The organism is Sinomonas atrocyanea (assembly GCF_030812675.1).
Taxonomy (GTDB): Bacteria; Actinomycetota; Actinomycetes; order Actinomycetales; family Micrococcaceae; genus Sinomonas; species Sinomonas atrocyanea_B.
This window is the reverse complement of sequence record NZ_JAUSTE010000006.1, coordinates 96,001-109,639: the sequence shown is the minus strand read 5'-3', so window position 1 is coordinate 109,639 and position 13,639 is coordinate 96,001. Positions and strand designations below refer to the sequence as shown.

General features: G+C 71.4%; 11 protein-coding genes. 3 read left to right on the top strand and 8 right to left on the bottom strand.

Features of this window, described 5'->3' with window-relative positions; genetic code table 11:
* Positions 1-45: 45 nt before the first annotated feature.
* Positions 46-1,164 carry an alanine dehydrogenase gene (ald, locus tag J2W20_RS10395; RefSeq protein ID WP_307006495.1) on the bottom strand — a complete coding sequence of 373 codons (1,119 nt, stop codon included), beginning with the start codon at positions 1,162-1,164 and terminating at the stop codon, positions 46-48.
* A 239-nt stretch (positions 1,165-1,403) separates the two neighbouring features.
* Between ald and J2W20_RS10390 the strand changes: the two genes are divergently transcribed.
* On the top strand, positions 1,404-2,600 hold the full coding sequence (locus tag J2W20_RS10390) for a PucR family transcriptional regulator (RefSeq protein ID WP_307006494.1): 1,197 nt from the start codon (positions 1,404-1,406) through the stop codon (positions 2,598-2,600).
* A 29-nt stretch (positions 2,601-2,629) separates the two neighbouring features.
* Here J2W20_RS10390 and J2W20_RS10385 read toward each other — a convergent pair whose 3' ends face one another.
* Together J2W20_RS10385 and J2W20_RS10380 are read right to left on the bottom strand one after the other, a co-directional pair.
* Positions 2,630-3,019, bottom strand: coding sequence for a helix-turn-helix domain-containing protein (locus J2W20_RS10385; RefSeq protein WP_307006493.1), 390 nt, complete (start codon positions 3,017-3,019; stop codon positions 2,630-2,632).
* 182 nt (positions 3,020-3,201) lie between these two features.
* On the bottom strand, positions 3,202-4,656 hold the full coding sequence (locus tag J2W20_RS10380; RefSeq protein ID WP_307006491.1) for an amino acid permease: 1,455 nt from the start codon (positions 4,654-4,656) through the stop codon (positions 3,202-3,204).
* A 230-nt stretch (positions 4,657-4,886) separates the two neighbouring features.
* Here J2W20_RS10380 and J2W20_RS10375 point away from each other — a divergent pair, with 230 nt between their 5' ends.
* The gene (locus tag J2W20_RS10375; protein ID WP_307006490.1) at positions 4,887-5,105 is read left to right on the top strand and encodes a hypothetical protein; all 219 of its coding nucleotides are present in this window, start codon (positions 4,887-4,889) and stop codon (positions 5,103-5,105) included.
* 68 nt (positions 5,106-5,173) lie between these two features.
* On the opposite strand, the gene J2W20_RS10370 is transcribed toward J2W20_RS10375, so the two are convergent.
* The 5 genes from J2W20_RS10370 to J2W20_RS10350 form a co-directional block, all read right to left on the bottom strand.
* Positions 5,174-6,649, bottom strand: coding sequence for a sugar porter family MFS transporter (locus J2W20_RS10370; RefSeq protein ID WP_307006489.1), 1,476 nt, complete (start codon positions 6,647-6,649; stop codon positions 5,174-5,176).
* 139 nt (positions 6,650-6,788) lie between these two features.
* On the bottom strand, positions 6,789-8,963 hold the full coding sequence (malQ, locus tag J2W20_RS10365) for a 4-alpha-glucanotransferase (protein ID WP_307006488.1): 2,175 nt from the start codon (positions 8,961-8,963) through the stop codon (positions 6,789-6,791).
* A gap of 64 nt (positions 8,964-9,027) precedes the next feature.
* Positions 9,028-9,498, bottom strand: a complete 471-nt coding sequence (locus J2W20_RS10360; RefSeq protein WP_307006487.1) for a DUF3237 domain-containing protein — start codon at positions 9,496-9,498, stop codon at positions 9,028-9,030.
* 19 nt (positions 9,499-9,517) lie between these two features.
* The gene (locus J2W20_RS10355; RefSeq protein ID WP_307006486.1) at positions 9,518-11,260 is read right to left on the bottom strand and encodes a CocE/NonD family hydrolase; all 1,743 of its coding nucleotides are present in this window, start codon (positions 11,258-11,260) and stop codon (positions 9,518-9,520) included.
* 3 nt (positions 11,261-11,263) lie between these two features.
* Complete coding sequence (locus J2W20_RS10350; RefSeq protein WP_307006485.1) at positions 11,264-12,607, bottom strand: MFS transporter; 1,344 nt, start codon at positions 12,605-12,607, stop codon at positions 11,264-11,266.
* A gap of 126 nt (positions 12,608-12,733) precedes the next feature.
* On the opposite strand from J2W20_RS10350, the gene J2W20_RS10345 reads away from it, so the two are divergent.
* A complete protein-coding gene (locus tag J2W20_RS10345) occupies positions 12,734-13,639 on the top strand; it encodes a PaaX family transcriptional regulator (RefSeq protein ID WP_307006484.1) in 906 nt (301 codons plus the stop codon).

The window sequence follows — 13,639 nt, the reverse complement described above, 5'->3', positions numbered from 1 at the left end:
CGACTCGGCTGCCGGCTGGCGGCTGCCGGGCCGCGCGTCGGAGTGCTAGGCGGCGACGGCCTCGCGCCAGTCGGCGACCAGCGGCAGGCCCAGCGCCTCGGACACCGAGCGGTGCGTGACCCGGCCCGCGGCGACGTTGAGCCCGCCGGCGAGGACCGCGTCCTTCTCGAGGGCGCCCTTCACGCCGAGGTCGGCGAGCAGGATCCCGTACCGCAGCGTCACGTTGGTGAGCGCGTAGGTCGAGGTGTTCGGCACGGCGCCGGGCATGTTGGCCACGCAGTAGAAGATCGAGTTGTGGACGCGGAACGTCGGGTCCTGGTGCGTGGTCGGGTGCGAGTCCTCGAAGCAGCCGCCCTGGTCGATCGCGATGTCCACGAGCACGCTGCCGGGCTTCATCCGGGCCACCAGCTCGTTGGGCACCAGCTTGGGGGCCTTCGCCCCCGGGATCAGGACCGAGCCGACCACGAGGTCCGCCTCGACGAGGGACTTCTCGATCTCGTACTTGTTCGACGCGACCGTCTTCAGCCGGCCGCCGTAGAGGGCGTCCAGCTCGGTGAGGCGCGCGATGTTGATGTCCAGGATGGTCACATCGGCGCCGAGGCCCATCGCGACGACCGCGGCGTTGGTGCCGGCCACGCCGGCGCCCAGGACCACGACCTTCGCCGGACGCACGCCCGGGACGCCGCCGAGGAGGATGCCCTTCCCGCCCGTCGGGGCGGTGAGGGCCTGCGCGCCCACCTGGACCGAGAGGCGGCCGGCCACCTCGGACATCGGGGCCAGCAGTGGCAGGCTGCGGCCGTCCTGGACCGTCTCGTAGGCGATCGCAGTGACGCCGGCGTCGAGCAGGGCGCGGGTGAGCTCCGGCTCGGCGGCGAGGTGGAGGTACGTGAACAGGATCAGGCCCGTGCGGAAGTGCCGGTACTCCGAGGCAATCGGCTCCTTCACCTTCATGACCATCTCGGCGCGGGCCCAGACGTCCGCGGCCTCCGTGACGAGCTCGGCGCCGGCCACGTGGTACTCGTCGTCGGTGATGCCGGAGGCCACGCCGGCGCCGCGCTCGATCAGCACCGTGTGGCCGTGCGACACGAACTCGTGCACGCCCGCTGCCGTGATGGCCACGCGGAACTCGTTGTTCTTGATCTCCTTGGGGACTCCGATGATCACTTTCGTCTCCATTGTGTTCGGCGGGGCCGGTGGGCCCTCGGGGTTCCCCGGTGGCGGGGAGCTTTCGGTGGTGTCTCCAGCGTAGGCCCGGTTGTGAGGCGCATTACATGGAACTGGAGGCTGCCGCTGGCGAGAACCGCGTCATTCCGGGGATCGCGCCGGTTCGCGTTCTACAGATGTCGCAGGATGGGCCGTCAGTTGTCTCCGCGTGGTTCACGCGGGGACGTATGCTGTGGCGTATGCGGCACGGCGTCGAAGATCTGGTGGAAGCGGCGGCGGCCAAGCTGGGCCGGGGGCTCAGCGTCGAGGACCTCGACGGGCTGCTGATCGCCTACTCGTCCAACCAGGCGCAGGCCGACCCCGTGCGCGTGAACTTCCTGCTCTCCAAGCGGCTCCCACCCGATGTGCAGGCGTGGCAGCTCTCGCACGGGATCGCCACCGCGGTGCGCCCGGTCACGGTCCCGGCCAATGCCGACCTCGGCATGTACGGGCGGGTGTGCGTCCCGCTGCTCGTGCGCGGCTTCCGGGTCGGATACCTGTGGGTGCAGCAGGCGGCCGACGAGGAGAGCTCCGCGGACGTCCTCGCCGCGCTGCCCGGCATCCGCCTCGAGCTGGACCTCATCGGCCAGCTCCTCCTGGAGTCCAACACCGCCGAGTCCGAACACCGCCGGCGCCGGGAGGCCGAGTTCCTCGCCGCTGCGGCCGGGGACAGGTCCGCGCTCGCGGCGATCGCCGGGTGGCGCGAGGTGCACGGGCACGCCCCGTGGCAGGTCGTGGTGCTGCTGGACCCCGACGGCGTCACCCCGCGGGACCCCCAGGCGGCGGTCGTGGCCACGAGCACCGCGGCGATGCAGGCGACCGCGGGCATCGACCCCGCCCTCTTCACCGCCGGGACCGAGACGCACGCCGTGGCCCTCTTCGCCGGGACCACCGCGCGCGCGAGCCACGCCGCCGTCCTGACCCATTACGAGCGGGAGCTCGCCAAGCGCTCGGGCCGCCCCGCCGGCCGCGTGCTCGTGGGGATCTCCGAGCCGTTCTCGGCGCTGCGGGACCTCGGCGCGGCGTACAGCCAGGCCAAGGTCGCAGCGCAGGCCGCGGCGGTCGACCCCGAGCTGGGCGAGCTGGTCGACGTGCGCTCCGTGGGCGCCTACCAGCTCATGGGGGCCCTCGCGGCCGAGCCGACGAGTGTGTTCTTCGCCGCACTCGAGGCCGAGGACCGCAACGGCGAGCTCCTGCCGGTGCTCGAGATGCTCTACGACTCCGACGGCGCCGTCCAGGCCGTGGCGGACAGGCTCCACGTGCACCGCTCCACGGTGTACCACCGGCTCGCGCGCGTGCGGAAGGTGATCCGCGCCGAGCCGCTCTCCGGGCGGGTGCGGCAGGAGCTCCACCTGGCGATCAAGGCCAGGCGGTGGGCGGGGCGCCCCCGGATCTGAGGCGCTCCCCGCGTTGAGGGGTCATGTCCCTAGGTTGAGGGGTCAGCTCCCGGCGCGCCCTTCTTCTGCGCCGAGACCCAGGCGAGCACGTCCTCGCGGCGGATGCGCCGGTGCGTGCCCCGGTACTGGACCGGCCACGTCCCGGCATCGGTCAGCTTGCGCACGTACGAGTGGCTGATGCCCGCGAGCTCGGCGGCCTGCGCGACGGTCAGGACCTCCTCCGCGCTGGTGACGGTGACTGCCTCGCCGCGGGACAGACGGGCGAGCAGGTCCCGGACGGCCTCGTCGACAGCACCCGAGAGCCGGTGTGCCGTCCCGTCGACGAACAGGGAGACGTCCTTGGCCGCGAGCGCCCTGCCGAGGGCTTCCGCTTCCGCCGGCTCGGGTGCGGGCGTGGTGCGCGGGGCGTAGCGGCTCATGGGCCCAGCGTAGCGGGGTCCCGGCGGCCTGGCTCAGGGTCTTAACCACGACGGCGGGTGGCCGGCTCGTGTGAGCCGGCCACCCGCCGTCGTGCGTACCCGAAACCCGGAAAGCGCGACGAGATGCGTACCAGGAAGCGCGATAACGCGGCGAGATGTGTACCCGAAACGGAGTCGGGGGGCTAGGCGTTGACCTTGGCCTCTTCGCGGAGGGTCTCCTGGTGGTTCGCGATCCGGGCCTGGTGGACCGGGGACTTCTTCACGAACTGCCACGCCACGAACAGGACCACGAACCAGATCGGCGTCACGCACAGGGCCATGAGCGTGTCCAGCTGGGTGGTCAGCGCCCAGACGAGGAAGGCGAAGAAGGCGTACACGACCCAGACCATCGCGCGGCCGCCGGGCATCTTGTACTTCGAGGCCGCGTGGAGCTCGGGGCGGCGCTTGAGGAACACGAGGTAGCTGGCGAGGATGATCGACCAGACGAACATGAAGCACACGGCCGAGACCGTGGTGACCATGTCGAAGGCCGCGCCGATGCTCTTGCCCGAGTAGAGCAGCACCACGCCGGAGAGCAGCAGCACGCACGAGAGGAACAGCGCGTTCTGCGGGACCTTGCGGGAGGAGAGCTTGCCGAAGGCCTTCGGGGCGTCGCCCTCGATCGCCAGGCCGAAGACCATGCGCGAGGTCGAGTAGATGCCCGAGTTGGCGCTCGACATGGCGGAGGTGAGGACCACGAGGTTGACCAGGGTCGCCGCCGCGCCGAGCCCGGCGAGCGAGAACATCCCGATGAACGGCGAGTGGCCCGCCTTGAACTCCATCCACGGCGTGACGGACATGAGGATCACGAGGGCGCCCACGTAGAACAGGCCGACGCGCACGGGGATCGCGTTGATGGCGCGGGGCAGGTTGTGCTCCGGGCTCTTCGTCTCGGCGGCGGCGGTGCCCACCAGCTCGATGCCCACGAACGCGAACACCGCGATCTGGAAGCCCGCCACGAAGCCCATGAACTCCTTGGGGAAGAACCCGCCGAACTGCCACAGGTTCGCGAACGAGGCGGTGCCGGCGCTCGAGGAGAAGCCGGTGAAGATCATGTACAGGCCGGTGATGATGAGGGCCAGGATCGCCACGATCTTGATGAGGGCGAACCAGAACTCGACCTCGCCGAACGCCTTCACGGTGGGCAGGTTGAGGGCCAGCAGGATCAGGATCGTGGCGATGCCGGGGATCCACAGCGGGATGCCGGGCCAGAGTTCGTTCGAGTACCCGGCGATCGCCACGACGTCCGCGACGCCCGTGACGACCCAGCAGAACCAGTAGGTCCAGCCGGTGAAGAAGCCGGCCCACGGGCCTAGGAGGTCCCCGGCGAAGTCGGAGAAGGACTTGTAGTTGAGGTTGCTCAGCAGCAGCTCGCCCATGGCGCGCATCACGAAGAAGAGCATGAAGCCGATGATCATGTAGACGAAGATCACCGAGGGGCCGGCTACGGAGATCGTCTTGCCGGAGCCCATGAACAGACCGGTGCCGATGGCGCCGCCGATGGCCAGGAGCTGGATGTGGCGGTTGGACAGGCCGCGGGAGAGGTGCGGCTCCTCGATGTGGCTCGACGCTGAGCCCGAGGGATTGGGCGTTGTCATAATGCGCAGACCTTCGCAGTAATGGCTTCAAATGTGACCCCTGCAACAGGGCCTTTCCAGCCTACCGCGCACTAGATGTGGTCCCGACCATACACAGTGTCTCGATGATCACATCAGACATGCGACAGATGTCGCGTCACCGGGCATGGGTGCAGAGATCTGCCGTTTTGTCCAGTCAAACTCTCGGGCCCTAAGATCCTGTCGTTTCCACCGTTTCGCCAGGAGATCCCATGTTTCACGGCAACCACGCCCACCGGTCGCTGACCGTCCACGTCGACTCTGCGCGCGAGCTCGATTCCGCACTCAGCAGCGCGATCGGCACCCTGCAGCAGCACGCCGTCGCCAACCCGTGCTGCGGCATCCTCGTCACCCGTGAGGCGGCGGGGGAGTACCGCGTCGCCGTCGACGAGAGCGTCCCCTTCGGCGTCACGCAGCAGCGCTGCGCCTGATCGGCGCCTGACCGCCCCGGCGGCGGCACTCTGGCGTACGACGCCGACCGCCCCCGCGGGCTGGCCGACTAGCGCTTGGCCCCTTTCGAGGCGCCCTTCGCGGGACGGACGAACAGGGTCTCCGCCTGCTCGAGGGACATCCCGTTGGTCTCGGGGACCTTCGCGAGCACGAACACGAAGGAGAGCACCGCGAACGCGGCGTACATCCCGTACGTGAGGGTCAGCGACCAGGCCGCCATCGGCGGGAACGAGACCGTGATCAGGAAGTTCGCGATCCACTGCGCTGCGGCCGCGATGCCCAGCCCCCGCGCGCGGATGGAGGGCGGGAAGATCTCGCCGAGCAGGACCCACACGACCGGGCCCCACGAGGCGCCGAAGCAGACCACGAAGACGTTCGCCGCGACGAGTGCGACCGGGCCCCACACGCCGCTGAGGGACGGCTCGCCGTTCACGAGCGTGGCGGTGGAGAACGCCACCGCCATCGCGGCCAGCGACACGGCCATGCCCGCCGAGCCCACGAGCAGGATCGGCTTGCGGCCGACCCTGTCCACGAGGGCAATGGCGATGAGCGTGACGAGGACGTTGGTCACCGAGGTGATGACGGAGATCTGGAGCGAGAACTGCTCGCCGAAGCCGACCGACTTCCACAGGGTGGTCGAGTAGTAGAAGATCACGTTGATGCCCACGAACTGCTGGAACACGGACAGTGCGATGCCGATCCACAGGACGGGCTTGAGGCCGAGCGCGCTGCCGCGGAGGGCGCCCTTGCGCTCGGAGAGCTTGTCCGCCTCGATCGCCTCGTGGATCTCCTTGAGCGCCCGGTCGATGCTCTCGTAGGGTGCCGTGGTCTCGAAGATCCGGCGTGCGCCGGCCTCGTCCCCCTTGAGGACCAGGAAGCGCGGCGACTCGGGGAGCGTGAAGGCGATCCACCCGTACACGGCCGCGGGGATTGCGCCGGCGATGAACATCCAGCGCCACGCCTCCACGCCGAAGAACAGCGCGTGGCTCGCGCCGCCGGCGATCGAGGCCAGCGCCGCGTCGCTGAGGAGCGCGGCGAAGATGCCCAGGGTGATGGCGAGCTGCTGGAAGGACGCGAGGCGGCCGCGGATCCTGCGCGGGGAGATCTCGGCGATGTACGCGGGGGCGACGACGGAGGCGAGGCCGATCCCGAGCCCGCCCACGAGCCGCCACAGGATGAGGTCCCACAGGCCCACGGCGAACCCTGCCCCGATGGCGCTCACCAGGAACAGCAGGGCGCCGAGCTTCATCGCGGGGATGCGGCCGTAGCGGTCGGCGAGGGCCCCGGCGAGCCACGCGCCGATGGCACAGCCGATGAGGGCGATCGCCACGGCGAGCCCGGTCACGGCGTGGGAGAGGCCGAGGGCGCCCTGGATCGAGTCGACGGCTCCGTTGACCACCGAGGAGTCGAATCCGAAGAGGAACCCGCCCACGGCCGCCGCGACGGCCAGGCCGGCGACCTTCGCCGCGGACTTCCTCTGCGGGGGCTGGGGGTCGTCCGGGGTTCTGGCTGGGTTGTTCGCCACGGTGGCTCCTGCTTCTGTGTCGGATGAGGAATGGCCCCTGGCGCCGGTGGGCCCCGCGAGCGCCGCCCAGTCTGGCACCGTCCGGCCGCTGTTCCCAAGGCCGACGCGCCAGCTCAGCCCGCTGCCGCCGTGATGCTCATCATCCTCCGGCCCCGTCGCCGCCGTCCACCGCCTCGCGCATCGCGGCGAGCAGGGAGGCGAACCTGGCGGTGGCCGGAAGGTCTTCGAGCAGGACCGCGGCGCCGTCGGGTCCCGTGAGCGGGATGCACCAGTTGGGGTACTCGCGGTTCGTGCCGGGCTGGTTCTGGGTGCGGCGGTCCCCGACCGCGTCGACGAGCGCGACGCCGAGCAGGCTCGACGGCGTGAGCGCCGTGAGCTCGTAGAGCGCCTCGATGATGTGCTGCTCATCAGCGCCGTCCTCCGACCCGTCCGCGGGCGGAGCAGGCAGGAGCCCGCGATCGCGGGCGAGGTCCAGGACGCCGGCGATCTCGGCGCTGGCCGCCTCGAGCTCCTCCTCGACGGGCCGCTCGAGAAGGCCGAGGGACTCGCGCAGCCGCACGTGCTCGCCTGCGAGGTAGCCCGCGGTCGGCGGGAGGTCATGGGTGTTCACGCTCGTGAGGCACGCCTGCCGGTACCTCTCCGGCGGAAGGGGGACGCCGGCCTCGCGCTCGAACCACAGGATCGAGGTGCCGAACACGCCCCGCTCGGCGAGGTAGTCCCGCACCCATGGCTCGAAGACGCCGAGGTCCTCGCCGATCACGATCGCGTCCGCCCGCTGGGCCTCGAGCGCGAGGATGCCCACGAGGGCCTCGTGGTCGTAGTGCACGTACGTGCCCTCGGCGGGGGAGGAGGAGCCCTCGGGGATCCACCAGAGCCGGAACAGGCCCAGGATGTGGTCCACGCGGATGCCGCCGGCGTGCCGGAGGATGGTGCGGAGCATGTCCCGGTAGGCCGCGTAGCCCGACTCGGCGAGCCGGGTGGGGTGCCACGGCGGCTGGCTCCAGTTCTGACCCTGCTGGTTGAAGACGTCCGGCGGGGCCCCCACCGACACGCCGCCGGCGAGGACGTCGGAGAGCGTCCACGCGTCCGCGCCGTCCGGACGCACGCCCACGGCGAGGTCGTGGAGCAGCCCGATCTCCATGCCCGCGGCGAGCGCGGTGCTCTGGGCGGCCTCGAGCTGCTCGTCGCAGACCCACTGGAGCCAGCGGTAGAACTCGACCCGGTCGGCGTATTCCTCGCGCAGGCCGGCGGCCTCCTGAGGCGTGGGAAGCGCCGGAGCCGGGGACCCGCCGTCGTCCGCCGCAGCCCCCGCGGCGCGGCCCTCGGCGAGCGCGGACCACAGTGCGAAGTCGGCGAGGCCCTGCCCGGCGCCCGCGCAGAACCGGGCATAGGCCTCCTCGCGGGCGGGGCTGCGGGGCACGTGCCACACCAGGTCGAGGGCGGCGAGCTTCGCGGCGTAGGAGGCGTCGCGGTCGAGCAGCGCGGCGGAGCCGTTGGCCGACTTCGGGCCCTGGGCGAGCTCCTCGATGCGGGCGCGGTCCTCCGGAGCGAGATAGCCGTACTCGGGGATGGCCTCGACGCGCACGTACAGCGGGTTCACGAAGCGCCGCGTCGAGGGCAGGTACGGGGAGTCCTCGAGGGGCGGCACCGGCGCCGACGCGTGCAGGGGATTGACGAGCACGAAGCTCGCGTCCTGCCCGGCGCCCACGGCGGCGAGGTCGGCGAGGTCGGCGAAGTCGCCGATGCCCCAGGAGCGCCGGGACCGCACGGAGTAGAGCTGGGCCATGAGCCCCCACCGCTGGCGGTCCGAGAGCCGGGCCGTGGTGGCGAGCCGGTCCGGAGTGACCACGAGGGTGGCCTCGGCGCTCCGGTCCTCGTTGCGGGCATGGAGGGTGTGCCACCCGAGGGGGAGGTCCGGCGGGAGGAGGAAGGAGGCGCGGCCCATCAGGACGCCGTCGACCCTGCGCGGCTCGGCCCAGTTCTCGGCCTGCTCCGCCGCGTACTCCGTGCCGTCCTCGGCCGTGACCCACACGGTGACGGCGCTGCCGTGCGGGACGTGCGCGTCGACGGTCGCGCCGGCGCCCTGGCGGACCACAGCGACGGGCGGCAGCAGCCGGCGCCAGGGCGCGGCCTCCATCTCCTCGAGGGCCGCGCGCATCGCCTCCGCTGAGTCCGTTGGCACCCCGAGGGCACCGAGCACCGCCCTGAGTGTCTCCGCCGAGACCTCCCGCCGGGTACCGTCCCAGCCCGCGTAGGAGGTCGCCACCTGGTGCCGTTCGGCCAGCTCGCGCAGGAGCCCCACTGCATCAGCCATGCCTTCACCCTATGCGTGCGGGGCGGCAGGGCAAGGGTGCCGGCCGCCCCGCGCGCGCCGGATGTCAGCCGACCGCGAAGACGTGCACGACGACGCGGTCCGGATGGCGCTCGCCGGTGCCCACGAACAGGGTGCGGTTCACCCAGTCCCACTGCGGCGCCGAGGAGCGCAGGCGAGGGGCGCAGCGGAAGTAGATCTCGCCCGGGTCCACCGGTTCTCCGCGCGCGATCCGGCCCAGCGCCTCGGCGGAGCCGGAGCGGATCGCGGCGTTGTCCACGGAGATGATGGCGCCGTCCTCGGTCTCGACAGCGTAGCGGGCGTCGAGCTGGGAGAGCTCCGGGGTGTGGAGGATCTGGAAGTCCGCCCCGCCCGGGAGCACGCGCCCGTTCAGACGGGGGCCGGACACGGTGCCACCGGTGATGGGGATGATCCGGCGGTGGCCCTCCGGCGTCGGGCCCACGTCGATCGGGTCGCCGATGAGGACCGAGAGGGTCCCGGCGTGCACCAGGGCGGGCGGCTGCGGCGTCTGCGTCATGGCTGGGACAGTACCCCTCTCACCCGAGGACCCCGAACGTGATCCGGCTCGGCGTGCCCGCCCCGAGGTGCACGCGCTGGTGGGCCACCGCCGTGTCCGAGGAGTCGAGCGCCCTCGCCCCGGTGTTGAGGTTCCTGTCCCACCGCGGATGGCAGCTCGAGGTGACCTGGATCCGGATCCGCTCGCCCGCGGCGAAGGTGCAGGCGGTGCTCCACAGGCTGATGGTGAACTCCTCGGCCGCCCCCGGCGTGAGGGGACGCCGCGGCACCCCGGCGCGGAAGGCGCCGTCCTCCGCGCACGCGTCCCGCCAGGAGGCGCGCACGATCCCGTCTGCCACCGCCAGTGAGCGCCCGTCCTGGGCCACGCGGCACAGCCGCACGACGAAGTCGGTGTCGACGGCCGACGACGACGCGAACAGTCGCGCCGTCACCTCGCCGAAGACGGTGAGCGGCTCCGCGAGGGGGTCCGTGGTGAACGTGAGGACGTCCGCGCGGTCCTCGACCCGCGACTGCTCGGCGGGCCCAGGGAAGTCGGCCCCGAGGTGCATCGTGGCACCGCCCGTTGAGGGGACGGGGTCGAGCGGGTCGTAGTCGTAGTCCTCCGCTGCCTCCTCGCCCGGCGTGTCGGAGAGTTTCCCGCCGGCTCCGAGGAAGAGCTCGCGCTGCCCCCTGGGTTCGGGCAGCTCCTCGAAGCCGCGCCACCGGTTCTCGCCGAGGACGTAGACAAGCACGGGGGGCATCTCCGGCTCGGGGCCGCCGGCGAGGACGTGGCGGAACCACCGGGCGTGGAGGGCGGAGAGGTCCCCGTAGGGGCCGAGTGCGGCAGCGGACCCGCCCGGGAACGCGGCGTCCGGGAACAGCCCGGTGAAGCTCGCGTGGCTCCACGGGCCGAGGACCAGGCGCGGCCGGGGCACAGTGGGATCTCGGCGGGAGGCCTCCAGCTGGAGGCGGTACTGGTCGAGCGTGTTCGGCAGGAAGATGTCGAACCAGCCGCCGATGTGGAGCGTGGCCAGCGGCACGGGCTCGGACGCCGGCCAGTTCCATGCCTCCGACGCCTCGCCGCCGGGATCCCCGCCGGCAGAGGGGACGATGAACGACTGCATGAAGGTGCACGCGCCGGACTTGAGCCCGTTCAGGGGCAGGGTGCCGTACGCCGAGCCGTCGGCGAACGCTGCGTCCAGCTCCCGCCAGGCGGCGGTCTCGCGGCCCAGACGGGCAGCGTCGGCGGCGAACTCGCGGCGGATCGTCTCGAGCGAGATGGAGCCGTGGCCCCAGCTCAGGCGTGAACCGAGCTCGAACGCACCGCCGCGGAAGAGGGCGCCGTGGTCCGCGTTGCCCGCGGCGCAGACGCCAGAGGCCAGCGCAGCGAGGCCCCGCGGGGTGCGCCGGGCGGCGCGCCACTGGGATTCGGCGAAGTACGAGCGGCCCCACATCCCGACCTTCCCCGAGGAGTACGGGAGGCGCGATGCCCAGGCGACCGTCTCGGCGCCGTCGTCCGCCTCCTGCTCGCTCGGGGCGAAGTCGCCGTCCGAGCCGAACCGCCCGCGCACGTCCTGGAGGACCACCACGAAGCCCTCCGCGGCCACGGTGGCGGGGTTGAAGTAGGCGGAGTTGACGGACAGGTCGCGCCCGTAGGGGGTGCGGGTCAGGAGGACGGGGAAGCGCTCGCCATCGGCGGCCGGCCGGTAGACCGTGGAGCGGAGGACGGCGCCGTCGCTGAGGGGGGTCTCGACGTCGTTCTCGACGAGGACGTTGTAGGCCATGCCTCAGGCACCCGCCCGCGCGCCGAGCTCGTGGGTGTCCACCTTGTACGTCTCCCGCACCCACACCAGGGTCACGAGGGCCGAGAGGCAGCAGCAGATGGCCGTGAAGACCGCGACCGGGATCCAGCCGTCGGGGCCGGGCCGCACCACGGCGGCGGCGATCGTGGGCGCGAAGCCGGTGACGATCAGCCCGAGCTGCGAGGAGATCGCGGCGCCGGAGTAGCGGATGCGGGTGGGGAACATCTCCGCGACGACCGCAGGGCCGAGCGGGTTCACCATGCCGTAGCCGACCACCATGACGAGGATCGAGGTGGCGAACACGAGCAGGACGTCCTTCTGCGAGATCGACCAGAAGAAGGCGAAGATCGAGGCCGCGCAGATCAGGTTGCCGGTGATGAAGACGGGCTTGCGGCCGATCCGGTCGGCGAGGATGCCGAACAGGGGCTGGGCGATGATGCCGAGGGCCGCCGTCACGATGGTGGTGGTGAGCATGACGCTGCTCGGGACGAAGTGGCCGTTCGTGGCGTAGGAGAGGCCGAAGGCCGAGACGATCGTGGACACGACGGCCCAGACACCGAAGAGGATGACCTTGATGACCGTGGGCCAGTAGTCGCGCAGCACGACCTTGAGGGGCAGTTCCCGCTCGGTCTCCCCGGCCTCCCGCACCTCCTCGAACACCTCGGCCTCGGGGATGCGGCGGCGGATCACGAATCCGGCCACGGCGACGACGATGCTCGCGAGGAAGGGCAGGCGCCAGCCCCACGCGATGAGGTCCGCCTGCGGCATGAAGGAGACGGCGAGGAAGGCGAGCGAGGCGAGCATGATCCCTGCCGCGGCGCCGGTGTTGACCCAGCTGGCGAAGAACGCGCGCCGGCCGGCCGGGGCGTGCTCGAGGGAGAGCGTGACGGCGCCGACAGACTCCCCCGCGGCCGAGATGCCCTGGACCACGCGCAGGAGCACGAGCAGGACCGGGGCGGCGGCGCCGATCGCGGCGGTGGACGGGAGGCAGCCGATGAGGAAGGTCGCCAGGCCCATCGAGACGAGCGTGAAGACGAGCATCTGCTTGCGGCCGATCCGGTCGCCGAAGTGGCCGATGAAGGCCGCTGCGAGCGGGCGGACCACGTAACCGATGCCCAAGGTGGCCATCGAGAGGAACTGCCCGAGGAGCGGGTCGATCCCGGGGAAGAAGATCTTGTTGAAGATCAGGGCCGAGGCGGAGCCGTAGATGAAGAAGTCGTAGTACTCGAGCGTGCTTCCGGCGAAGCTCGCCACGGCGGCTTTGCGCGCGTGCTGCCCGGGGACTCGGGCGGCTACGGCGCTGGCGGGGGAGGTTGGTCCGGCGGTCATGCGGATCTCCTGGAGGACGACGGTGTCAAGGATGTGGTGCGCGTCACCTGAAAGCCAATCGTTGCGTTAAAACTCGCGAGCGTCAATAAAACTGCAAAGTTACTTTCCGGCTGCAAGGATGAGAGGGTGCGCTATGACGGACAGGGGCGGCCTGGTGCTGCCATCGTCGACTTCCCTCGGCCCCAACGAGGGGGCACGAGCCAGCACCTCCTCGTGACCATGCTGGGCGAGTTCTGGCGGCACACCGACCTGTGGCTCCCCGCCCGGGCGATCGTCCGGCTCGCCGAGGACGTTGGGCTGAGCCGGTCCGCCGTCACCACTGCGTTGAGCCGGCTCGCTGCCCGCGGGGTCCTCGAGAACGACGGCGCCGGGCGGGCCTCGCGGTACCGCTTCACTGCCGCGGCGCGCGCCCGGCTCGCCATCGGGACACGGGAGGTGGGCCAGTTCGGCGATCCAGGCCTGAGCTGGGACCGGAGGTGGACTGCCGTGGCCTTCTCGGTGCCCGAGTCCGAACGGGAGATCCGCGAAGCCTTCCGGGCCCGGCTGAAGTGGTTGGGATTCGCCCCCGTCTACGGCGCCCTCTGGTTCTCGCCCAGAGAGCGGATGGCGCAGGTGCACGAGATCGCCGAGGCGTACGGGGTCGAGGACTACATGGCGTTCCGTGTCGAGGACAGCGCGTTCGAGGGGCGCCGGCCCTCCATCGTCAACACTGCCGAACCACCCCGCAGGTACGCCGAGTTCGCGGACGCCAACCGGGTCCGCCTCGAGAGGCTGCGCGCCGGGGAGGCCAGTCCGGCCGAGGGGTTCCGCGTGCGCGTCGAGGTCCTGGACGAGTGGCGCGCCTTCCCGTGGGACGATCCGGGGATGCCCTACGAGCTCCTTCCGGGCGACTGGCCGCTCCTGCGTGCGCGCGAGTCGTTCGTGGCGGTCTTCACGCAGACCGCACCCCTCGCGGAGCGCCATGTCCGCGACGTGCTCGGCGAGCTCGCGCCCGAGGCGCTGGCCGGCGTCCTCGTTCCCGCCGTCCCCTGA

Coding starts and splice junctions, on each gene's coding strand:
- J2W20_RS10390 (WP_307006494.1), top strand. CDS start 1,404: ATGCGGCACGGCGTCGAAGATCTGGTGGAAGCGGCGGCGGCCAAGCTG.
- J2W20_RS10385 (WP_307006493.1), bottom strand. CDS start 3,019: ATGAGCCGCTACGCCCCGCGCACCACGCCCGCACCCGAGCCGGCGGAA.
- J2W20_RS10380 (WP_307006491.1), bottom strand. CDS start 4,656: ATGACAACGCCCAATCCCTCGGGCTCAGCGTCGAGCCACATCGAGGAG.
- J2W20_RS10375 (WP_307006490.1), top strand. CDS start 4,887: ATGTTTCACGGCAACCACGCCCACCGGTCGCTGACCGTCCACGTCGAC.
- malQ (WP_307006488.1), bottom strand. CDS start 8,963: ATGGCTGATGCAGTGGGGCTCCTGCGCGAGCTGGCCGAACGGCACCAG.
- J2W20_RS10360 (WP_307006487.1), bottom strand. CDS start 9,498: ATGACGCAGACGCCGCAGCCGCCCGCCCTGGTGCACGCCGGGACCCTC.
- J2W20_RS10355 (WP_307006486.1), bottom strand. CDS start 11,260: ATGGCCTACAACGTCCTCGTCGAGAACGACGTCGAGACCCCCCTCAGC.
- J2W20_RS10350 (WP_307006485.1), bottom strand. CDS start 12,607: ATGACCGCCGGACCAACCTCCCCCGCCAGCGCCGTAGCCGCCCGAGTC.